Genomic DNA, 21289 nt, shown 5'->3' on the forward strand with positions numbered 1-21289 from the left:
GTGCTGGGAGCAACCATCAACGACGCTCGGTGGAGAGAGAGGTCACAGGGCGGAGGTCTGGCCGGTGGCGGCGGACTCGAGCACGGCCTCCACCACTTGCAGCGTGTGCACGCCCTCGGCCATCGACACCACGTCGGAGGCCCGGCCCCACAGCGCGTCCCGGAAGTTCTCCTGCTCCACCCGCAGCGGCTCCCGCTGGGCGATGGCGTACCGGATCGAGTCACCCTCGGAGACCCCGCGGAAGACGGACACCTTGTCCCACTCGCTGCGCACGTCGCCGTTGGCCACGAAGGTGAGGTCGCCGTGCAGGGTGTTCGCGATGAAGGCGCCCTTCTCCCCGGTGGCGATCGTCTCGCGCACCTTGAGCGGGGACAGCCAGTTCACCACGTGCGAGACGATGATCCCGTTGCGCAGCCGACCGGTCGCCACCACCATGTCCTCGTGCTCGCGCCCGGAGCGGTGGCTCACCTGCCCGGCCACGCTCGCGTACGGCGAACGCGCAATCCACGAGGTCAGGTCGATGTCGTGGGTGGCCAGGTCCTTGACCACGCCCACGTCCGCGATCCGGGCCGGGAACGGGCCCTGGCGGGAGGTGGTGATCTGGTAGACCTCGCCGAGCTCACCGTCCGCGATCCGCCGACGCATCTCCAGCAGCGCCGGGTTGCACCGTTCCACGTAGCCCACGGCACCGACCAGACCGGCCTCCTCGAAGGCCCGGGCCACCCGGGCCCCGGACTCCGCGGTCGCCGCGATCGGCTTCTCCACCATGGTGTGCACCCCGGCCTCCGCCAGGGCCAGCGCGACCTCCTCGTGCAGGTAGGTCGGCACCGCGACCATCGCGGCGTCGATGCCCTGCGCGATCAGCGCCTGCACGTCCGGCTGCACGGCCAGGTCCTTGGCCACCCCGTGCTTGTCCCCGTAGGGGTCGGCGACCGCGACCAGGTCCATCCCCTCGACCTCACGGATCACCCGGGCGTGGTGGCGACCCATCGAGCCCAGCCCGATGACCCCCATCCGGATCGGGGTGCCCTCGGCGAGGGTGCCCACCACGGGCATCAGGCGCCCGCCCCGGCCACCGCCGCCACCGAGGCCCCGACCCGCTCCAGGTCCTCCTGGGTCAGCGACGGGTGCACCGGCAGGCTGATCACCTCGGCCGCAGCCCGTGCCGTCTCCGGCAGCTCGTGCGCCGGGGCGAACCGGGACAGCGAGACCAGCTCGTGGTTCGGCGTCGGGTAGTACACACCGCACCCCACCCGGTGCTCCTCACGCAAGGCCGTCACCGCCGCGTCCCGCTCGGCCGCCGACGCACCCTCGAGCCGGATCGTGTACTGGTGGTAGACGTGCGTGCAGCCCTCGCGCACCACCGGGGTGAGCACGCCCGGCACCGAGCCCAGGTGCTCGTCCAGCCAGGCCGCGTTCTCCTGGCGGGCCTGCGTCCAGGCCGCCACCTTGGTCAGCTGCACCCGCCCGATCGCGGCGTGGATGTCGGTCATCCGGTTGTTCAGCCCGATGACCTCGTTGGCGTACTGCTTCTCCATCCCCTGGTTGCGCAGCAACCGCACCCCGCGCGCCACCTCCTCGTCGGCGCAGGAGACCATGCCGCCCTCACCGGAGGTCATGTTCTTGGTCGGGTAGAGGCTGAACATCGCGAACGAGCCGAAGCCGCCCACCGGGGTGCCGTGGTACGTCGCGCCGTGCGCCTGCGCCGCGTCCTCGAAGAGCTGGACGCCGGCCTCGGCGGTAACCGCCCGCAGCGCGTCCATGTCGGCGGGGTGGCCGTACAGGTGCACCGGCATCACCGCGGCCGTCCGGTCGGTGACCGCGGCCCGGACCGAGGCCGGGTCCAGGTTGAAGGTGTCCGCGCTGATGTCCGCGAAGACCGGCGTCGCACCGGTCAGCGCCACCGCGTTCGCGGTCGCCGCGAAGGTGAAGCTCGGCACGATGACCTCGTCGCCGGCACCGATCCCGCAGGCCAGCAGCCCCAGGTGCAGCCCGGAGGTCCCTGAGTTCACCGCCACACAGGTCCTGCCCCCCACCAGCTGGGCACCGAACTCCTCCTCGAAGGCCGCCACCTCGGGGCCCTGCGCGACCATCCCGGAGCGCAGCACCCGGTCGACCGCGGCCCGCTCGTCGTCGCCGATGATCGGCTTGGCGGCAGGGATCATGGACTGCTCAGTCATCGTTCTCCTCGGGGGACTCGATCAGGGTCATGGCGCCCTCGCTCTCACGGTATGTCGTGCCCTCCTGCGGGCAGCGCCACTCCCCCTGGGTGCCGGTCGGCTCCAGCGGGCGGCCGGCGTGCCCGACCCAGCCGACCTGGCGGGCCGGGACCCCCACCACCAGGGCGTGCGCCGGGACGTCGGCGGTGACCACGGCACCGGCGGCGACGGTGGCCCAGGCGCCGATCGAGACCGGGGCCACGCAGACCGCGCGGGCGCCGATCGCAGCGCCGTCCCCCACGGTGACCCCGACCGCGTCCCAGTCGCTGGCCGCCTTGAGCGAGCCGTCCGGGTTCACCGCGCGGGGGAAGGTGTCGTTGGTGAGCACCACGGCGGGGCCGACGAAGACACCGTGCCCGAGGCGGGCCGGCTCGTAGACCAGGGCGTAGTTCTGGACCTTGCAGTGGTCGCCCATCCGGACCCCGGTGCCCACGTAGGCGCCGCGGCCGATGACGCACCCGGCGCCCAGCACGGCGTCCTCGCGGACCTGGGCGAGGTGCCAGATCGAGCTTCCGTCACCGACGGTGGCGCTCGAGGCCACATCGGCGCTGTCGACGATGCGTGTCGTCACGGGACTCCCAGCGTTGCGGTGAGGGACAATGCACCCATGACTCTATCGCCCGCGCAGGAGGACGCCTGGCTGGTGATCCCCCTCTTCAACGAGGCGAGCGTCATCGGGCAGGTGCTCGAGCAGGCGCGTCAGGTCTTCCCGCACGTGGTCTGCGTGGACGACGCCTCTACCGACGGCTCGGCCGACCGGGCCCGGGAGGCGGGGGCGGTCGTCGTCCAGCACCCGTTCAACCTGGGTCAGGGGGCTGCCCTGCAGACGGGGTTGCGCTACGTGCTGGAGGCGACGGACGCGGCATACCTGGTCACCTTCGACGCGGACGGCCAGCACCGGGCGGCGGACGCGGCGGACATGGTGCAGCGGGCCAAGGAGGAGGACCTGGCCGTCGTCTTCGGCTCCCGGTTCCTGGACGACCGCACCCAGCCGGGGCGGCTGAAGCGGGTGGTCCTCAAGCTGGCGGTCTGGCTGACCAACCAGCAGACGGGGATGAAGCTCACCGACGCGCACAACGGGCTGCGGGTCATCCGCCGGGACGCGGCCGAGCGGCTCGACCTGCGGCAGAACCGGATGGCGCACGCCACCGAGATCGTGCTCCAGCTGGGGCGGACCCGGCTGCCGTGGGCGGAGCAGCCGGTGCACGTGCTCTACACCGACTACAGCCGGGCCAAGGGCCAGTCGCTGATGAACTCGGTGAACATCCTCGTCGACACCATCCTGAAGTGAGGAGCTGACGTGCTCGACCAACCGGTCATCAAGATCGTCCTGCTGGTCGCCGTGGTGGTGGTCACCGCGATGCTCACCCGCTCCACCGCCGGCGTCCGGCACCAGGCGGTCCGCCGGTTGCTGCTCATCGGTTTCGTGGTGCTGGCGGCGATGGCGATCCTCTTCCCGCGACTGCTCACCCAGGTGGCGCAGCTGCTCGGGGTGGGGCGCGGTGCCGACCTGCTGCTCTACGGCCTGACCGTGGTCTTCCTCGGGTACGTCGCGGCCTCGTACCGCCGGATGCGTCAGCTGGAGCAGCAGGTCACCACGCTGGCCCGGGAGCTGTCGCTGCGGGCCGCGGTGCACGACAGCACCGAGCACCCCGGCCCCGCCGCACGCCCCGGCGCTTCCGGAAGCCGGTCCGAGGGACCTCAGGACTCCCGGACGAGCCGCTCGTAGAGACCCGGTGAGCCGGTCGCCACCAGGGCGGCCGGGTCGCTGCGCGGCCCGTAGCGCTCCCCGTCGGTGGAGCCGACCGTCCCCCCGAGCTCGCTCACCATGAGTGCCCCCGGGACGTGGTCCCACGGGCGGGTGCTGCGGTAGAGCAGCGCGTCGCAGACCCCTTCGGCCAGCTTCGGGTAGTCGATGCCGCAGCTCAGCCAGGTCAGCTCCATCGCCGGCGCCCCGACCAGCTCCTCCCCCACCCGGGCCGGGGCGGAGGTCCGCAGCCGCCAGCGGGCGGGGTCGTCGCCCACGTCCAGCCGCGGCAGCTGCTCCCCGTTGCGGGTCGTGCCGGCGCCGAGCTCGGCGACGTAGGCCAGCTCGTGCTGGGGCTGCCAGATCCAGGCCCGGACGGTGACCCCGGACCGAGTCTCGGCGACCATCACCGCGTGGTCCGGCGAGCCGTGCACGAAGTTGCGGGTGCCGTCGACCGGGTCGACCGTGAAGGCGTGCTCGGCGGCCCGGAAGTCGTCCATCAGCGATGGGTCCTCGGCGAAGGCCTCCTCCCCCAGGATCGCCGCGTCGGGGTATGCCCTGCTCAGCGCCCGGGTGATGAGCACCTCGGACTCCCGGTCGGCGACCGTGACCAGGTCCCCGGGATGCGACTTGGAGCCCACCTCGTGCTCGGCCAGCATCCGGAACCGTGGTGTGATCACCTCCGCCGCGACGTCCTGCAGCAGGGTCAGCACGGTCTCGGTGTCCAGGGCCACGCCCCTACCCTGTCACGCCGACCGGTCAGGCCTCCCGCGCAGGTGTTCTGCCCTTGACAGCCAGCACGGGGGCGGCCGACTCCAGCAGGATCTGCTGGGCCACCGATCCCAGCAGCAGCTTGCCCACGGCCGAGCGGTGGCGGACCCCGATCACCACCAGCGAGGCCTCCTCCTCCGCCGCGATGTCGAGGAAGTCTCCGACCACGTCCCGGTCGCGGCGGTCCGGGTGCCGCACCCTGACGTCGACCCCGTCGGCGTGCAGGTCGGGCGTCGGGGCACCCTCCTCCACCGGCACCACCACCAGGTCCAGGCCGCGCCGGGCGGCCTCGCTCAGGGCCGCCTCCTGGGCGGCCTGTCCCTCGGGCGTCGTCGTCCAGGCCAGCACCACGGTCATGGGTGTTCCCGCTCTCGGTGGGGTGTCAGATGTTGCTTGTCTCTTGACCTTGCGTCAGTGATAGTAGTCGCACACGCCGACACGCAAAGGGGCACGGATGAGCGGGGCACAGGTGGGGCGCTCGCGTCCCGGGTGGGCGATGGTCGTCTACGGGGTGGTCGCGGCCCTGGTCGTCGGCTGGGCGCTCACCGCGTCGGTGCGTTCCGCGCACAGCGGCGAGGACCTCCGCTCGACCCTCACCCTGATCGCCCCGGCCGGTGCCGGCGGCGGGTGGGACACCTTCACCCGTGAGCAGCAGGCGGCCATGCGCTCCAACGGCATCGTCAACAACGCCACCGTCGTCAACATCCCCGGCGCCGGCGGCACCATCGGGCTCGGAAAGTTCTCGACGATGGAGGGCGAGGCCACGAACCTGCTCACCACCGGCACCGTGATGACCGGGGCGATCGCGCTGAACGAGTCACCGGTCACCTTCGACGACGTCCGTCCGATCGCCCGGGTCTCCGAGGAGTACGACATCATCGTGGTCCCCGCCGACTCGCCGTACCGGACCATCGACGAGCTGATCGCGGACTGGCAGCAAGACCCCGCAGCGTTCCCCTTCACCGGGGGCTCGGCCGGCGGCCTGGACCACCTGATCGTGGCCGACCTGGCTCTCGAGGTCGGGATCGACCCGGCGGACATCACCTACATCCCCCAGTCCGGGGGTGGCGAGGCCATCCAGGTGGTGAACTCGGGTGGGGCCGAGGCGGCGGTCTCCGGCTACACCGAGTTCGCGTCGCAGATCGAGGCGGGGAACATGCGGGGGCTGGCCATCGTCTCCCCCGAGCGGGTCGAGGGCATCGACCTGCCCACCCTGATCGAGCAGGGCTACGACGTAGCGATGACCAACTGGCGGGGCTACCTTGCCCCCGCGGGCATCACCGACGAGCAGTTCGCCGAGCTGGAGGCGATCCTCACCGAGACCGCCGAGAGCGCGGAGTGGCAGGACGCGATGGACCGCAACCTGTGGACCGACGTCTTCCTCACCGGTCCCGAGCTGGAGCAGTTCCTCGAGGAGGACACCGCGCAGATCGAGGCCCTGGTGCAGGAGCTGGGTCTGTGAGCGCCTCCCCGGGCACGGCCACCGCGCGCGAGGACCAGGGGTTCTGGCACGGGCGTGCCGGGCTGGTGGTTCCCGGGATCGTCGCTGCCTTCAGCACCTACCTGCTGGTCGGGGTACTCACGATGGAGGTGCCCGAGGGCACCGACTTCCCAGGGCCCCGGTTCTTCCCGACCATCCTCATCGTCGCCGGGTACCTGATCGCGCTGCTGCTCACCGTCCACTACCTTCGCCACCCGGAGCCGCCGGAGGAGACCGGCGACCGTCCGCACCGGACGTTCACCGACTGGCAGGCGGTCGCCTGGTGCGTCGGCGGTTTCCTCGTCTTCGCGGTGACCATCGAGATCCTCGGGTGGATCCTGGCCGCCGGCCTCCTGTTCTGGTGCGTCGCACGAGGGATCGGCTCCCTGCGCCCGCTCTTCGACATCAGCCTGGCCCTGCTCTTCTCGTCCCTCGTCTACCTGGCCTTCAGCCAGGGCCTCGGGCTGAACCTGCCGTCCGGCTTCCTCGGGGGGTTCTGATATGGAGTCGATCTCGCTGCTCATGGACGGCTTCGCCGGCGCCCTGACCCCGATGAACCTGCTCTGGGTCGTCATCGGCTGCCTGCTCGGCACCGCCGTGGGCGTGATGCCCGGCCTCGGCAGCTCGATGGCGGTCGCCCTGCTGCTGCCGATGACTTTCGCCCTGGACCCCACCTCGGCGTTCATCATGTTCGCCGGGGTCTACTTCGGCGGGCTCTTCGGCGACTCCACGATGGCCATCCTGATGAACACCCCCGGCCAGGCCTCCGCGATCGCCTCCACCTTCGAGGGCCACCGGATGGCCAAGGACGGCCGGGCACCGCAGGCCCTCGCCACCGCGGCCATCGGCGCCTTCATCGGGGGCTTCTGCGCCTCGGTGGTCGTGGTCTTCCTGGCCCCGACCCTGGCCGACCTCTCGAACAACTTCGGGGCGGCCGAGTTCTTCGCGCTGGCGGTGTTCGCCTTCGTCGCCACCTCCTCCATCGTCGGGGACTCCGCCACCAAGGGCCTCGCCTCGCTGGTCATCGGCCTGGGGATCGCCACCATCGGCATCGACACCACGACCGGCACCGAACGGGCGACCCTCGGCATACCCGAGATGTTCGACGGCGTGTCCCTGGTCACCGTCACCGTGGCGGTGCTCGCCCTGGGCGAGGTCTTCCACATCGCGTCCCGGGTCCGCCGCGACCCGAAGACGGTCGCGATGAAGGCCGGCGGACGCGCCTGGCTGTCCAAGGCCGAGTTCAAGGAGGCCGCGCCCGCCTGGGCCCGCGGCACCGCCATCGGGCTGCCCTTCGGCGTCATCCCGGTAGGCGGCTCCGAGGTCCCCACCTTCATGGCCTACGACGTGGAGCGCCGGCTCGACCGGCGCCGCGCCACCCCCCTCTTCGGCAAGGGCGCCATCCGCGGTCTGGCGGCACCGGAGGCCGCCGGCAACGCGACCACAGGGACGGCGATGGGGGCGCTGCTCGCCCTCGGGCTGCCGGTCTCGGCGACCGCCGCGATCATGCTCGCCGCCTTCCGGCAGTACGGCATCCAGCCCGGTCCGCAGCTCTTCGTCAACCGTCCCGACCTGGTCTGGGCCCTGCTCGCCAGCTTCTTCGTGGCCCTCGTGGTGCTGCTGGTCATCAACCTGCCGTTCGCCCAGCTGTGGTCCAAGCTGCTGCTCATCCCCCCGCCGTACCTGTACGCCGGGATCACCGTCTTCTGCGGGCTGGGGGTGTATGCCCTCTCCGCGGCACGGTTCGACCTGTTCCTGCTGCTCTTCATCGGCGTCATCGGCTTCGCGCTGCGACGCTTCGGCATCCCGCTGGCCCCGCTGATGATCGGGATGGTGCTAGGCCCCCTGGCCGAGTCGAGCATGCGGGACGCACTGCTCTCCTCCAACGGCGACTACACGACCTTCGTCGCCAGCCCGATCACCTGGGCGCTCTACGGCATCCTCGCCGTGGTCCTGATCATCACGGTCCGGACCCGGCTGGTGAACCGGCGCCGTTCGGACGTCTGAGCGGCGCGGGATGATGACGACACGTTACCCGCTGCACTAGCCTGACGGGCCTGAGGCTAGGAGGCCCACCCGTGACCGATTCCCTTCCCATCCTGACGATCCTGCCGCCGCTCGTCGCGATCGTCCTGGTGATCGCGACGAAGAAGGTCCTCCTCAGCCTGGGGGCCGGTGTGCTGGCCAGCGCGCTGCTGGTGACCGACCTCAACCCGATCGAGGCCTTGGGCCTGATCTGGACGTCCTTCGCCGGCGTCTTCTGGGAGGAGGGCGCGGTCAACACCTACTACGTCTACATCCTGGTGTTCACCCTGCTGCTCGGGATCATCGCCGCCCTCATCATGATGTCCGGCGGCAGCCAGGCCTTCTCCGACTGGGCCATCCAGCGGATCCGGACCCGCCGCGGCGCGCAGGTCCTGCCCGCCACGCTCGGCATCATCATCTTCATCGACGACTACTTCAACGCCCTCGCCGTGGGGCAGGTGTCCAAGCCGGTCACCGACCGGCACCACGTCGCCCGTGCCAAGCTCGCCTACCTCATCGACTCCACCTCGGCCCCGGTCGCCGTGCTGGCACCGTTCTCCAGCTGGGGCGCCAGCATCATCGGGATCATGGCCCCGCTGGTGGCCGCCTCCGCCCTCACCATCAGCGACGTCGAGGCCTTCCTCGGCGCCGCCGCGATGAACTTCTACGCGATCGCCGCCATCGCCGTCGTCTGGATCGTGGTGGGCCTGCAGATCGACATCGGTCCGATGCGCAAGGAGGAACGCCGGGCGATCGCCGAGGGGCAGACCTACGACGCGAGCGAGGAGATCCCCGGCGAGCTGGCCGAGGACCTCCCTGTGCACCAGCCGGGCGCCAAGCGCGCCCTGGTCATCCCGTTCCTGCTGCTGGTCGTCGGCGTCCTCGGGGGCATCGTGTGGACGGGCTACAGCGCTGGGGGCAGCTGGGCGGTGCTCGACATCCTGGCGAACACGCTGGTCACCGACGCGCTGCTCTACGGCGGCCTCCTCGGGCTGGTCGCGGCCGTCTACTACTACGTGCGCTACACCTCCAGCAACCCCAAGTTCTCCGGGGCGACGCTCGGCAAGGGCGTCTGGGGCGGGCTGCAGTCGATGCTCCCGGCGGTGTACATCCTGGTGCTGGCGTGGATCCTCGGTTCGCTGATCGGCGACCTGGGCACCGGTGAGTACCTCGGCGGGCTGGTGGAGAGCGCCAACCTGCCGCCGCAGTGGCTGATCCCGGTGATGTTCGTGCTGGCGGGGGCGATGGCGTTCTCGACGGGCACCTCGTGGGGCTCGTTCGGGATCCTGCTGCCGATCGCCGGCGACATCATGAACAACGTCGAGGGCGGCCCGGAGCTGCTGCTCGCGGCCTTCGGCGCGGTGCTGGCCGGTGCCGTCTGGGGAGACCACTGCTCCCCCATCAGCGACACCACGATCCTGTCCAGCACCGGCGCCAGCTGCAACGTCATCACCCACGTCACCACCCAGCTGCCGTATGCCGTCATCGGTGCGGTGATCGCGCTGGTGGGCTACGTCGCCTACGCGCTGACCACGAGCACCGTGGTCGGTCTGGCGGCGGTGGCGCTCGGGCTGGTCGCCTTCGCGGTCATCGGCAAGACCATGGTCCGCCGGCTCGAGGAGGAGATCCCGCAGGACCAGCAGGCGGAGCGGGCGCTCAGCTGATCAGTCGATCTGCAGCTCGCCCATCGCGTCCCATCCGTCGCCCTCGACCTGCCGGGAGAGGATCTTCGGGGTGGCGGTGAGGTGCGGGCGCATCGCCTCGATGCCCTCGGTGAAGTGCGGGCTCTCGACGTGCGCGGCGGCGCCCTCGTCGGTGAACCCCTCGACCAGGACGAACTCGTTCGGGTCCTCCAGGGAGCGTGACCACTCGAAGAAGAGGTTGCCCTCCTCGCTGCGGCACGCGCTGGTGTAGTCGGAGACGATCTGTGGCCACCGGCCTGCGGACTCGGGCTTGACCGGGAACTTCACGACGATGAGGTACATGTCGTGATGCTCTCCGGCATACCCCGCCCCGGTCAAACGGAGCGGCGCGGAAAAGGTGTTGCGTGGCACCGGGGGTCCGCGGCAGGCTCACCACCTGAGTGAGCGCGCACCCCGCGTGCTCCGGCAAGGAAGGGAGGCAACCGATGTCTCGTCCCGCTTCCCGTGGCGCGATCGTCGCCCACGCCCTTCACCCTTGCAGGAGCACCAGTGCACCCTCACCCCCGGACGGGTGACATCGACCCGTTCTTCGTCTTCGACTACCGGCCGCTCGACGCGGCCGAGCACCTCACCGCTGACCAGCGGCCGACGACCTACTGGGACGTCGTGGCGGGTAACCGCGGACCCGCCCCCGTCCCGACCTGGGTCGTCCAGGACGCCGGTGCGCTCGACACCGAGCTCGGCGTGCTCAAGACCGGCAAGGAGGCCGACGTCTTCCTGCTGGAGCGCGCCGCCGGCATCCCGGGCCACAACACCGAGGCCACCTGCCTGCTCGCCGCCAAGCGGTTCCGGGACACCCACCACCGCACCTTCCACCGCAGCACGGTGTATGCCGAGGGCCGGGGTGTGCGACGCTCCCGGGACCAGCGTGCGCTCGCGAAGGGCACCGCCTACGGCCGTCGGGTGGCCGCCGGCCGCTGGGCGTACGCCGAGTGGGAGGCGCTGCGCACCACCTGGGCGCACGGCGTACCTGTCCCTTATCCGGTCTCCCTCGACGGGACCGAGCTGCTTATGGAGTTCATCGGCGACCCGGACGGGCTGGCCGCGCCACGGCTCGCCCAGGTCCAGGCGGACCCGCCGCTGATGGCCCACCTCTGGGAGCAGACCCGGCGGGTCGTGCTCCAGCTCGCCGAGCTGGGCTGGGCGCACGGGGACCTGTCCGCCTACAACCTGCTGGTCCACCAGGAGACACTGGTCGTCATCGACCTGCCGCAGGTGGTCGACGTCGTGGCCAACCCGCAGGGTCCCGCGCTGCTGCACCGGGACTGCTCCACGGTGGCCCGCTGGTTCGGGCAGCGGGGTGTCGAGGCCGACGCGGAGGAGCTCTTCGCCGAGGCGACGCGCGGTCACCCCCGCGGGTGACCCTGCGCGGTGCCGGCCGACCTCCGTACCCGGATCGGTCCGCGAGTGGTCGAGGGGTCCACGACGGCGCCTGCCTGGACGATCTCGACCTCACCGGCGGCCACCAGGCGACGCGCGGCGCGCCGCGCCGGCTCCATCAGGTCGCGCCACTCGTCGCCGGTGTCCGCGGCCACCCGTCGGGCCGCCTCGGAGGGGCAGATGGTCGCGGTGCGGGCGCGCCGCGAGAGCAGGTCGCCGATGGCCCCCTCCAGGGCACGGTCGACGTCGCCGACCCCACGCCGGCGACATGCGGCCGAGCAGTAGCGCACCTGCTCCCAGTCGCGCTCCCACTTCTTGCGCCACTCGATCCGCCGGCCGCAGGCGACGCAGATCTTGGGCTCGTGCTCCATCGGGCCACCGTAGTCGGCGTCCCTGCGGACCTCCCCGGGCCGGCTGGGAAGGTGGCGCTTCTCACATTTCATGAGACCTCCTTGTGCCTATTCCTGCTTAGGTTAGGGTTACCTCAGTTTCACCCCCTGAGCCTGTCCCTTACCGAGGAGATCCCTGTCATGCAGCACCCGCGCCACCTCCGTCTCGCCCCCGTGGTCACGGCGACCGTCGCCCTCGTCACCCTGGCCGCGTGCGGCTCCGACGCCGGGTCCGCCCCCGCCGCAGGCGGTGACGACGCCGCGGAGGGATCCGCCGACCAGCAGTCGGGCACCGTGCAGGTCACCGACTTCCAGGGAACCGTCGAGGTCCCCTCCCCTGCCGAGCGCGTCGTGGTCACCGACAACCGGGTGGTCCGGGCGATGGACGCCTGGGGCGTCGACGTCGTCGCCGCCCCGCTGGACATCTTCCCCGGCGACCTGTCCTACGCCTCCGACGAGGACGTGATCAACCTCGGCAACCACGGCGAGCCGGACATGGAGGGCTTGGTCGCGGCCGATCCGGACCTGGTCCTCAACGGCTACCGCTTCGAGAGCCACTACGCGGACATCACCGAGCTGGTCCCGGACGCCGTGATGGTGGACACCAGCACGGACCCCGAGGGTGCCCTCGAGGAGGAGCTGGCTCGGCAGATCACCCTGGTCGGCGAGGCCCTGGGTCATCAGGACGGCGCCGCCGAGCTGGTCGCCGACCTGGAGGCGTCGATCGAGCGGGCCACGGAGGCCTACGATCCCGAGCAGACCGTGATGGGCCTGCTCACCTCCGGCGGCGACATCTCCTACGTGGCCCCGGTCACCGGTCGCTCGATCGGGCCGGTCTTCGAGACCCTGGACCTGAACCCCGCGCTCGAGCAGGCCGCCGACGACACCTCGCACGGCGACGACATCTCGGTCGAGGCCATCGCCGAGGCGAACCCGGACTGGCTGCTGGTGATGGACCGCGACGCGGCCATCGCCGCCGAGGGTGCGGAGTTCTCCGGCGCGGAGGAGCTCATCAGCGAGTCGGCCGCCCTGCAGAACGTCACCGCGGTGCAGGAGGGCAACATCGTCTACCTGCCGGCCGACTTCTACCTGACCGAGGACATCCAGGCCTACACCGCCTTCTTCGACTCCGTCGCGGACGCCATGGGCGGCAGCTGACCCGCCGACGCGCGGCATACCCCGTGACAACGACAACGACGGGACGCGCCGGTCGCCCGGCAGCCGGCCCGGCGGGCTCCCCGCCGGGCCGGCTGCGGAGCCGGATCGTCGTCCCGCTGGCCGTGGTGGCCACCCTCGCCCTGCTGGTCCTCTCCCTCTCGGTCGGCGTCTACGACATCACCGGGACCGAGGACGGTTGGGAGATGTTCGCCATCACCCGCATCCCCCGCACCATCTCGCTGGTGCTGGCCGGGGCGGCGATGTCGATGTGCGGCCTCGTCATGCAGCTGCTCACCCAGAACCGTTTCGTCGAGCCGACCACCACCGGCACCACCGAGTGGGCCGGGCTGGGGCTGCTGCTGGTGATGATCCTCGTCCCGGGCGCCAGCCTGGGCACCCGGATGGTCGGCGCGGTCGTGATGGCCTTCATCGGGACCATGGTGTTCTTCGCCTTCCTGCGCCGGGTGTCGCTGCGCTCGTCCCTGATCGTGCCGATCGTCGGCATCATGATCGGGGCCGTCGTGGGCGCCGTCTCGACCTTCCTGGCGCTGTCGACCGACATGCTCCAGCAGATGGGCATCTGGTTCGCCGGGTCCTTCACCTCCGTGGTCCGCGGCCGCTACGAGATGCTCTGGATCGTGCTGGCCGTCACGGTGCTGGTCTTCCTGATCGCCGACCGGCTGACGGTCGCCGGCCTGGGCAAGGAGATCGCCACCAACGTCGGGGTCAACTACGACCGGGTGATCCTGCTCGGCGTGGCCATGGTCGCCGTCGCCACCGGGGTGGTGACCGTGGTGATCGGGGCGCTGCCGTTCCTGGGGCTGATCGTGCCCAACGTCGTGTCCCTCATCCGCGGCGACGACCTGCGCAGCAACCTGCCGTGGGTATGCCTGCTCGGCGTCTGGGTGGTCACCGTCTGCGACATCCTCGGGCGCACCGTGATCATGCCCTTCGAGGTCCCGGTGTCGCTGATCCTCGGCGTCCTCGGCGCCTTCTTCTTCATCGCCCTTCTCGTGATCAGGCAGCGCCGTGCCTGAGACGACCACCCTGACCGGCAGAGCCGGCACCGGGAGCCCCCGGAGCACCCCGACCGCCACGGCGGAGCGCCGCTCCGGGCCCTTCACCACGCGCAGCCACCGCCGCCGCTACGTGGCCACCATGGCGGTGCTCGGCACGCTGGCGCTGGCGATCACCGTGGGCCTGCTCACCTACGGCAACCCGATGGACGTCGGCACCGACGGCTACTGGCGGATCGTGGACCTGCGGGTCAGCAGCGTGCTGGTCATCCTCGTGGTGGCGTTCTGCCACGCGTTCGCCACCGTGAGCTTCCAGACGGCCACCGGCAACCGGATCATCACCCCCTCGATCATGGGGTTCGAGGCGCTCTACGTGCTCATCCAGACCGGCGCGGTCTTCGTCTTCGGCGCCTCCGGGGTGCTGCTGGTCACCGGCACCCACCAGTTCCTGCTGCAGGCCGCCCTGATGGTGGCCCTGGCCACCGCGCTCTACGGGTGGCTGCTCTCCGGCCGTTTCGGGGACATCCACATCATGCTGCTGGTCGGGGTCATCCTCGGCGGTGGGCTCGGGGCGCTGTCCACGTTCATGCAGCGACTGCTGACGCCCAGCGAGTTCGACATCCTCACCGCCCGGCTGTTCGGCAACGTCGGCAACGCCGACGCCGAGTACCTGCCCTGGGCCATCCCGATCGCCCTGGTCGCCGGCGGTGTGCTGCTGGCGCGGGCTCGCCGCCTCGACGTGCTGGCGCTGGGCCGGGAACCCACCACCAACCTGGGGCTGAACCACCGGCGCGAGGTGATGCTGGTGCTGCTGCTGGTCTCGGTGCTGATGGCGATGACGACCGCCCTGGTCGGACCGATGACCTTCCTGGGCTTCCTGGTCGCGATGCTGGCCTATCAGCTCGCCGACACCTACGACCACCGGCTGCTGCTGCCGATGGCCTTCCTGCTGGGCTACGTCGTGCTCGGCGGCGCCTACTTCGTGCTGCGGCACGTGTTCTACGCCCAGGGGATGGTCACCATCATCGTCGAGCTCGTCGGCGGCCTCGTGTTCCTCGTCCACATCGTGCGAAAGGGCCGGTTGTGATCACCCTCACCGACGTCACCAAGCAGTACGGCACCGACACCCGGATCGGTCCGGTGACCACCCGGATCAAGGCCGGCGGGATCACCGCACTGATCGGGCCCAACGGTGCCGGCAAGTCCACCGTGCTCACCATGATCGGCCGGCTGCTCGACCTCGACGAGGGCCGGATCGAGGTCGCCGGGCACGACATCTCCCGCACCCCGTCGCGTACGGTCGCCACCATCCTGTCGGTGCTGCGCCAGGAGAACCACTTCATCGCCCGGCTGACGGTGCGCCAGCTGGTCGGCTTCGGCCGCTTCCCGCACTCCCAGGGGCGGCTGACCACGGTGGACGAGGAGCACATCAGCGACGCCATCGACTTCCTGGACCTCACCGCGCTGGAGCACCGCTACCTCGACCAGCTGTCCGGCGGTCAGCGCCAGCGCGCCTACGTGGCGATGGTGCTGGCCCAGGACACCGAGTACGTGCTGCTGGACGAGCCGCTCAACAACCTGGACATGCAGCACTCGGTGCAGATGATGCGCCAGCTCCGGCGGGCCGCCGACGAGCTCGGCCGGACCGTGGTCATCGTGCTGCACGACATCAACTTCGCCGCCCGGTACGCCGACTGGATCATCGCGATGAACGACGGGGAGATCACCGAGGCCGGGCCTCCCGAGCAGATCCTCACCGACAGCACCCTGACCAGGATCTTCCACACCCCGGTGCAGGTCATCGCCGGACCGGACGGCCCACTCGCGGTGTACTACTAGGCGCCCAGCGCCTCGATCGCCGCGTCGTCCGCGGCCAGCCGGTCCTCCAGCAACCGCCGCTGCTCGGTCGACAGCTCCAGCACGGCGAGGCCGGTGCGCACGGCGTCGGCCACCCGGCGGGCCTGCTCCACCGTGATCAACCCCCACCGCGCCGCGTGCGCGGCGGCACCCGCATACGTGTCGAAGACCTGCACGCCCCGCTGCGCCCAGGCCTCCCGCTCGGCCTGCCCCAGCCCGCTGACGTCGTGCAGCAGGGTGCCGACGATGTGCTCGGGCGCCCGGGTGCGCATCTGCGCCCCCACCTCGCCGTCCGCCTGGCCGCTGTCCCCGATGAAGACCATCCGGCACTCGGGGAAGAGCAGCCGGTCCCGCTCCATGTTCTCCAACTTGCGCCGGGTGATGGCCGCCTTGGTGTGCAGGTTCAGCAGCGACCCGCCGAGCACGGTGTGCGGCGGCAGCCCCAGCCCGGAGAGGCCGTCCCGGGTGTAGCGCTCGAACAGGCCCAGCGGTCCGCCCGGGCGGGCGGTGACGAAGGTCAGGTCGCCGACCCGCGCGGGGTCGGTCACCGCCCCCTGGTCCAGCTCGAGGAGCAGCTGGACCACGCCGGGGTAGATGATCCCCCGTGGGTAGCGGTCGTCGTGCAGCATGCAGCGGGTGGTGTCGTCGATGTCGCACAGGATGCGCAGGTCGGAGGTGGGGTCGACACCGGCCTGCTCGGCGAGGTGCTCCAGCAGCAGGTCCTGCAGGTCCTCGTCCAGGTCGTGGAAGACCAGCTGCTCCAGGTCGTGACGGTCCCCGCTGGCGTTGATCCGGTACTTCAGGTCGTGGAAGTCGCGGCCCTCGGTGGCCCGGAGCACGTCGACGAGCAGCTCCTGGTGGTGCCGCGGGGTGCGGCCCCGGTGCAGCGCCGCGACGAGCCCGGCCAGCACCGGCACGGACAGCGCCTCGCGCCGCCTCACCAGCAGCAGGTCGAGGACCCCGCTCAGGTATGCCCTCCCCGCACCGCGGTCGCTCAGCGCCCCCAGCAGCTGCTCCGGGTCGAGCCCGGCCAGCACGGTGTCGAGCTGCTCCGGCGGCACCTGCTCCAGGATCCGGAGCACCCGGGCCTGCTCGTCGTCGCCGGTCCGCCAGCCCGAGGTCAGCGTGGTGAGGTGGATGGCGCGCGGGTCCATGTCGCTCCTGGTGAAGGTCGTCGTGCGAGGCGGCGGAGGGGGGGTCTGCTCACCGGCGGGCGCCGGTCGGGCCGGCGACCCGCAGCGCACCGGGCAGCACCTCGATCCGCGCCCCGAGGATATCCGGCACCACGTCACCGTCCACCTGCACCGGCCCCGCCTCCTGCAGTCCCAGCTCCAGCACCCGGCCGTGGCGGTGGCGCAGCGCCGGGTGGTCGAGGTCGGGCCGTGACCGTCGCCCGAGCGGGACCCGGGCCCCGCTGCGCAGCACCCTCCCCCAGTCGGCCAGGTGCCGGGGTGCCACCAGCACCACGTGCAGCAACCCGTCGTCCATCCTGGCCCCCGGGACCACCTGCATCCTCAGCGGCAGGCGCGCGGTGTTCACCGCGAGCACGCTCCACACCTGCTCGGTCCGCTCCTGTCCCCCGTCGAGGCGGACCCTCACCGGTCGGGCGGCACTGGTCAGCCGCCGCACTCCCGGTGTGAGGTAGGCCAGCCAGCCGAGGCGCGCCTTGGCCGCCGGGTCGAGCTCCGCGAGCGTCCGGGCGTCGTGCCCGACCCCGACGAGGACGAGGAAGGACAGCGTCCTGGTCGCCCCGTCCGAGGACCGCAGCTGCACCTGCCCCAGGTCCACGGTCCGAGGGGGGCCGGTGACCGCCCGGCGGGCGGCACGACCCGGCGCGGCCAGGGGCACGCCCAGGCCGCGGGCGGCGAGGTTCGCGGTCCCGGCCGGGAACACCCCCAGCACCGGCGGCTCCCCCGCGCTCGTCGCCGGGGCGGCCCGGGCCAGCACCCCGGCGACCTCACGGACCGTGCCGTCTCCACCGGCGACGACCACCCGGTGGCAGCCGGCGGCGAGAGCCTCCTTTGCCTGACCGCGGCCCGGGTCCGCACGCGTGGTCCTCAGCACCCACGGCGGCTCCAGCCCGGCGCCGGCGCAGGCGCGCTCGACGTGCACCCGGGCCGCCCCGGCACCGCGGGCGGCCGGGTTGAGCACCAGCGCGACCCGCGGCACGGGTCGCTCAGGCCAGCTGCGCGGACAGGGCGGTGGCGACCCGGTCGGGGGTGAGGCCGATCCGTTCCAGGACCTGGTCACGCGACCCGTGGTCGAGGAACTCGACGGGTATGCCGTACCCGTGCACCGGGGGTGTCGCGGTGGTGGAACCGTCGCCGTCCCGGTGGCCGGGCCCGGCCTCCTCGAGGGCACGGGTGAGGGCGCCGGCGATACCGCCGACGATGTTGTCCTCGATCACCGCGACGTGCGCGGCGCCCCGGGCCAGCTCGACCAGCTCGGGGCTGACCGGGAGCACCCAGCGCGGGTCGACCACCATCGTGCGGCGGCCCTCGGCGTGCATCTTGTCGGCGACCTCCAGGGCGGTCTGCACCATCGACCCGACCCCGACCACGAGCAGGTCCAGCCCGGCGTCGGCGTCGGCGTCGGCGTCGGCCGTCACGGACTGGGGGTCACGGAGCACGTCCAGCCCGCCGATCCGGCGCACCGCCTCGATCGGGGCACCGACGCTGCCCTTGGGGAAGCGCACCACGGAGGGCCCGTCGTCGATGTCCACGGCCTCCCGCAGCGCGATCGCGACCTGCTGGCCGTCGCGCGGCGCGGCCACCCGGATCCCCGGCACGATCCCGAGCAGGGTGAGGTCCCACATACCGTTGTGGCTGGCGCCGTCGCTGCCGGTGATCCCGGCCCGGTCCAGCACGAAGGTGACCCCCTGCCGGTGCAGCGCGCAGTCCATCAGCAGCTGGTCGAAGGCACGGTTGAGGAAGGTCGCGTACAGGCAGACCACCGGGTGCAGCCCGGCGAAGGACAGCCCGGAGGCCATCGCGACCGCGTGCTGCTCGGCGATCCCCACGTCGAAGACCCTGTCCGGGAAGCGCTCGGCGAAGGGCTGCAGCCCCACCGGGATGAGCATCGCGGCGGTCAGCGCGACGATGTCCTCACGCTCTCGTCCCAGGCGCACCAGCTCGTCGCTGAACTCGTCGGTCCAGGCGCGCCCGGAGAGCTCCAGCGGCAGCCCCGTCTCGGGGTTGATCTTGCCCACCGCGTGGAAGCGGTCGGCCTCGTCGGCGGTGGCGGGGTCGTAGCCGTGACCCTTCTCGGTGAGGGCGTGCACCAGCACCACCCCGCCGAAGTCGTGCGCCCGGCGCAGCGCGGTCTCCATCGCCTCGATGTCGTGCCCGTCGACCGGGCCCAGGTACTTCAGCCCCAGGTCCTCGAACAGCCCCTGCGGGCTGACGATGTCCTTGAGGCCCTTCTTCATGCCGTGCAGCGTCTCGTAGACCTGCCGGCCGACGACCGGGGTCCGGGTCAGCTGACGCTTGCCCCAGGAGAGCACCGTCTCGTACTCCTGGGTCGCCCGCAGCGAGGCCAGGTAGTCGGCCATCCCGCCCCGGGTCGGCGCGTAGGAGCGTTCGTTGTCGTTGATGACGATGATGAGCGGCAGGTCCCGCTGGTCGGCGATGTTGTTCAGCGCCTCCCAGACCATGCCCCCGGTGAGCGCGCCGTCGCCGATCACCGCGACGGTGTGCCGGTCGCCCTGGCCCCGCAGCTGGCGCCCGGTGGCGATGCCGATCGCCCAGGACAGGGAGGTGCTGGCGTGCGAGTTCTCCACGACGTCGTGGTCGGACTCGGCCCGGCTGGGGTAGCCCGAGAGGCCGCCCTGCTTGCGCAGCGTGGAGAAGTCGTGCCGGCCGGTGAGCAGCTTGTGCACGTAGGAGATGTGCCCGGTGTCGAAGAGCAGGGTGTCCCGCGGCGAGTCGAAGACCCGGTGCAGGGCGATGGTCAGCTCGACCACCCCGAGGTTGGGTCCCAGGTGCCCACCGGTCTGGGAGACCGAGGAGATGAGGTAGGCGCGGATCTCCGCGGCCAGGGCCTGTGCCTGGGTCGGGGTCAGGGCCTTGAGGTCCGCGGGACCGGTGATCGTCCGCATCAGGGGCACGGGCTCATCCTTGCTGGTCTCGACGGCGGGACAACCCCTCCAGTGTACGGCTCCGTACCTGGGGATCTGCTGCGCGCGTGCTCAGTGCATGGGCGCGCGCAGCCGCAGCGCCTCCAGCAGCAGCCCGGCCGCCCGGTGGTTGGCCCGCAGCCGCAGCCCCTCCCGGGCCAGCGACTCCAGCACGTCGCCCAGGCTGCCCGGCGGCAGACTCGGCCCCAGCTGTGGGCGGACGTCCCGCCAGGCGCCCCGCATCGCCTCGAGCTGGGCCTCCAGGTGCCGGGTCGCCATCCAGGCGAGCGCCGGCGGGTGACGCCGCCACGCGGCATACGCCCGGTAGTCGGCGGGGCACTGGTCGAGCAGCCAGGAGACCGCGGCCTGCTCCCACCCGGTGACCCCGGCCGGGGGCACCCGGTCCGGCCATCCCGGCGGTCCACCACTGCTCATGCGAACAAGTGTACGACTCCTGGGGTGGCCGGCACACCCCCCGTCGGGCGTCCCCGACCGAGGCCTTCCGCTACCGCCGGTCGTAGGGCAGCATGGGCGGATGGCCACGGACACGGGCTCGCCCCGCACGAAGGCCGGGCGCAAGGGCAAGGTCCCCCGCCTGGACAAGGACATCTACGAGGCCGAGCTGCTGCGCCTGCAGGAGCAGCTGGTGGAGATGCAGACCTGGATCAAGGAGACCGACCACCGCCTGGTGGTGATCTTCGAGGGCCGCGACGCCGCCGGCAAGGGCGGCGCCATCAAGCGGGTCACCGAGTACCTCTCCCCCCGGCAGGCGCAGATCGTGGCCCTGCCGACCCCCACCGAGCGGCAGAAGACCCAGTGGTACTTCCAGCGCTACGTCGAGCACCTGCCGGCGGCCGGGGAGATCCGGCTCTTCGACCGGTCCTGGTACAACCGCGGTGGGGTCGAGCGGGTAATGGGCTACTGCACCCCCGAGCAGCACCGGCGGTTCCTGCAGCAGTGCCCGGTCTTCGAGCGGATGCTGATGGACGACGGAATCATCCTGCGCAAGTACTGGTTCTCGGTGTCCGACGACGAGCAGCAGCGCCGTTTCGCCTCTCGCCTGGAGGACCCGATGCGCCGGTGGAAGCTCTCCCCCACCGACCTGGAGTCCCTCACCCGCTGGGAGGACTACAGCCGGGCCAAGGACGAGATGTTCGTGCACACCGACATCCCCGAGGCGCGGTGGAACGTGGTCGCCTCCGACGACAAGCGCTCCGCCCGGGTCAACATGATCGCCCACCTGCTGGCGTCCATCCCCTACGAGAAGGTCGAGCTGCCGACGCTCTCGATGCCGGACCGCCCGGGCTCGACCGGCTACCAGCGCACCGACCGCGACCTGCAGCTGCCGGTGCCCGACCACGCCGCCGAGGTCGCCGCCACCGCGGGGAAGCCGGTCCGGCGGCGCACCCGGGAGGACATGAGCTGACCAG

Annotated in this window: 23 protein-coding genes; 12 read left to right on the forward strand and 11 right to left on the reverse strand. The window is 71.5% G+C overall.

Going from position 1 to position 21289, the window contains the following annotated elements; all coding sequences use genetic code 11:
- Positions 1-42 precede the first annotated feature (42 nt).
- Genes ACI3EY_RS07375 through ACI3EY_RS07385 form a run of 3 tightly spaced genes read right to left on the reverse strand, consistent with a single transcriptional unit; the run spans position 43 to position 2790 of the window.
- A complete protein-coding gene (locus ACI3EY_RS07375; protein WP_405038106.1) occupies positions 43-1056 on the reverse strand; it encodes a Gfo/Idh/MocA family protein in 1014 nt (337 codons plus the stop codon).
- On the reverse strand, positions 1056-2180 hold the full coding sequence (locus tag ACI3EY_RS07380) for a DegT/DnrJ/EryC1/StrS family aminotransferase (protein WP_405039959.1): 1125 nt from the start codon (positions 2178-2180) through the stop codon (positions 1056-1058). The genes ACI3EY_RS07375 and ACI3EY_RS07380 overlap by 1 nt, the downstream gene beginning before the upstream one ends.
- Complete coding sequence (locus tag ACI3EY_RS07385) at positions 2173-2790, reverse strand: acyltransferase (RefSeq protein WP_405038104.1); 618 nt, start codon at positions 2788-2790, stop codon at positions 2173-2175. Before ACI3EY_RS07385 ends, ACI3EY_RS07380 begins: the two co-directional genes overlap by 8 nt.
- A gap of 36 nt (positions 2791-2826) precedes the next feature.
- Between ACI3EY_RS07385 and ACI3EY_RS07390 the strand changes: the two genes are divergently transcribed.
- Together ACI3EY_RS07390 and ACI3EY_RS07395 are read left to right on the forward strand one after the other, a co-directional pair.
- A complete protein-coding gene (locus ACI3EY_RS07390) occupies positions 2827-3510 on the forward strand; it encodes a glycosyltransferase family 2 protein (RefSeq protein WP_405038103.1) in 684 nt (227 codons plus the stop codon).
- Between the two features lie 9 nt (positions 3511-3519).
- A complete protein-coding gene (locus tag ACI3EY_RS07395; RefSeq protein ID WP_405038102.1) occupies positions 3520-3948 on the forward strand; it encodes a DUF2304 domain-containing protein in 429 nt (142 codons plus the stop codon).
- Here the strand turns inward: ACI3EY_RS07395 and ACI3EY_RS07400 are convergent.
- Positions 3921-4700, reverse strand: a complete 780-nt coding sequence (locus ACI3EY_RS07400; protein ID WP_405038101.1) for an inositol monophosphatase family protein — start codon at positions 4698-4700, stop codon at positions 3921-3923. The genes ACI3EY_RS07395 and ACI3EY_RS07400 overlap by 28 nt on opposite strands.
- Positions 4701-4725: 25 nt before the next feature.
- Complete coding sequence (locus ACI3EY_RS07405) at positions 4726-5094, reverse strand: universal stress protein (protein WP_405039960.1); 369 nt, start codon at positions 5092-5094, stop codon at positions 4726-4728.
- A 97-nt stretch (positions 5095-5191) separates the two neighbouring features.
- Here ACI3EY_RS07405 and ACI3EY_RS07410 point away from each other — a divergent pair, with 97 nt between their 5' ends.
- The 4 genes from ACI3EY_RS07410 to ACI3EY_RS07425 all read left to right on the forward strand — a co-directional run bounded on the left by ACI3EY_RS07410 (position 5192) and on the right by ACI3EY_RS07425 (position 9906).
- Positions 5192-6199, forward strand: a complete 1008-nt coding sequence (locus tag ACI3EY_RS07410; RefSeq protein WP_405039961.1) for a Bug family tripartite tricarboxylate transporter substrate binding protein — start codon at positions 5192-5194, stop codon at positions 6197-6199.
- Complete coding sequence (locus tag ACI3EY_RS07415) at positions 6196-6717, forward strand: tripartite tricarboxylate transporter TctB family protein (protein WP_405039962.1); 522 nt, start codon at positions 6196-6198, stop codon at positions 6715-6717. Before ACI3EY_RS07410 ends, ACI3EY_RS07415 begins: the two co-directional genes overlap by 4 nt.
- 1 nt (position 6718) lies before the next feature.
- The gene (locus ACI3EY_RS07420; protein WP_405038097.1) at positions 6719-8224 is read left to right on the forward strand and encodes a tripartite tricarboxylate transporter permease; all 1506 of its coding nucleotides are present in this window, start codon (positions 6719-6721) and stop codon (positions 8222-8224) included.
- A gap of 71 nt (positions 8225-8295) precedes the next feature.
- The gene (locus tag ACI3EY_RS07425; RefSeq protein ID WP_405038096.1) at positions 8296-9906 is read left to right on the forward strand and encodes a Na+/H+ antiporter NhaC family protein; all 1611 of its coding nucleotides are present in this window, start codon (positions 8296-8298) and stop codon (positions 9904-9906) included.
- Here ACI3EY_RS07425 and ACI3EY_RS07430 read toward each other — a convergent pair whose 3' ends face one another.
- Positions 9907-10227, reverse strand: a complete 321-nt coding sequence (locus ACI3EY_RS07430; protein WP_405038095.1) for a putative quinol monooxygenase — start codon at positions 10225-10227, stop codon at positions 9907-9909. It abuts the gene before it with no gap.
- 207 nt (positions 10228-10434) lie between these two features.
- Here ACI3EY_RS07430 and ACI3EY_RS07435 point away from each other — a divergent pair, with 207 nt between their 5' ends.
- On the forward strand, positions 10435-11307 hold the full coding sequence (locus ACI3EY_RS07435) for a serine protein kinase RIO (RefSeq protein WP_405039963.1): 873 nt from the start codon (positions 10435-10437) through the stop codon (positions 11305-11307).
- On the opposite strand, the gene ACI3EY_RS07440 is transcribed toward ACI3EY_RS07435, so the two are convergent.
- Entirely contained in the window at positions 11292-11768 is a 477-nt protein-coding gene (locus tag ACI3EY_RS07440) for a DUF3253 domain-containing protein (protein WP_405039964.1), read from the reverse strand. The two genes, ACI3EY_RS07435 and ACI3EY_RS07440, sit on opposite strands and share 16 nt — an antisense overlap.
- 87 nt (positions 11769-11855) lie before the next feature.
- Here ACI3EY_RS07440 and ACI3EY_RS07445 point away from each other — a divergent pair, with 87 nt between their 5' ends.
- The 4 genes from ACI3EY_RS07445 to ACI3EY_RS07460 are packed head-to-tail and all read left to right on the forward strand — an operon-like array spanning position 11856 to position 15727.
- Positions 11856-12872 carry a siderophore ABC transporter substrate-binding protein gene (locus ACI3EY_RS07445; RefSeq protein ID WP_405038092.1) on the forward strand — a complete coding sequence of 339 codons (1017 nt, stop codon included), beginning with the start codon at positions 11856-11858 and terminating at the stop codon, positions 12870-12872.
- Positions 12873-12895: 23 nt separating this feature from the next.
- Complete coding sequence (locus ACI3EY_RS07450; RefSeq protein ID WP_405038091.1) at positions 12896-13909, forward strand: ABC transporter permease; 1014 nt, start codon at positions 12896-12898, stop codon at positions 13907-13909.
- Positions 13902-14975: an iron chelate uptake ABC transporter family permease subunit gene (locus tag ACI3EY_RS07455; RefSeq protein ID WP_405039965.1), complete on the forward strand. Its 1074-nt coding sequence runs from the start codon at positions 13902-13904 to the stop codon at positions 14973-14975. Before ACI3EY_RS07450 ends, ACI3EY_RS07455 begins: the two co-directional genes overlap by 8 nt.
- Positions 14972-15727 (forward strand): iron ABC transporter ATP-binding protein, encoded by a 756-nt coding sequence (locus ACI3EY_RS07460; protein WP_405039966.1) that lies wholly within the window; start codon positions 14972-14974, stop codon positions 15725-15727. The genes ACI3EY_RS07455 and ACI3EY_RS07460 overlap by 4 nt, the downstream gene beginning before the upstream one ends.
- Here ACI3EY_RS07460 and ACI3EY_RS07465 read toward each other — a convergent pair.
- The 4 genes from ACI3EY_RS07465 to ACI3EY_RS07480 all read right to left on the reverse strand — a co-directional run bounded on the left by ACI3EY_RS07465 (position 15724) and on the right by ACI3EY_RS07480 (position 20294).
- Positions 15724-16899, reverse strand: a complete 1176-nt coding sequence (locus ACI3EY_RS07465; RefSeq protein ID WP_405039967.1) for a hypothetical protein — start codon at positions 16897-16899, stop codon at positions 15724-15726. The two genes, ACI3EY_RS07460 and ACI3EY_RS07465, sit on opposite strands and share 4 nt — an antisense overlap.
- Positions 16900-16948: 49 nt before the next feature.
- On the reverse strand, positions 16949-17914 hold the full coding sequence (locus ACI3EY_RS07470) for a diacylglycerol/lipid kinase family protein (protein ID WP_405039968.1): 966 nt from the start codon (positions 17912-17914) through the stop codon (positions 16949-16951).
- Positions 17915-17921: 7 nt separating this feature from the next.
- Entirely contained in the window at positions 17922-19850 is a 1929-nt protein-coding gene (gene dxs / locus ACI3EY_RS07475; RefSeq protein ID WP_405039969.1) for a 1-deoxy-D-xylulose-5-phosphate synthase, read from the reverse strand.
- Positions 19851-19931: 81 nt separating this feature from the next.
- A complete protein-coding gene (locus ACI3EY_RS07480; protein WP_405038085.1) occupies positions 19932-20294 on the reverse strand; it encodes a hypothetical protein in 363 nt (120 codons plus the stop codon).
- A 100-nt stretch (positions 20295-20394) separates the two neighbouring features.
- On the opposite strand from ACI3EY_RS07480, the gene ppk2 reads away from it, so the two are divergent.
- Positions 20395-21285: a polyphosphate kinase 2 gene (gene ppk2, locus ACI3EY_RS07485; protein ID WP_405039970.1), complete on the forward strand. Its 891-nt coding sequence runs from the start codon at positions 20395-20397 to the stop codon at positions 21283-21285.
- The last annotated feature ends 4 nt before the right edge of the window (positions 21286-21289 follow it).

The organism is Serinicoccus shuyuelongi, assembly GCF_045032955.1.
In the GTDB taxonomy this organism is placed as follows: Bacteria; Actinomycetota; Actinomycetes; order Actinomycetales; family Dermatophilaceae; genus Ornithinicoccus.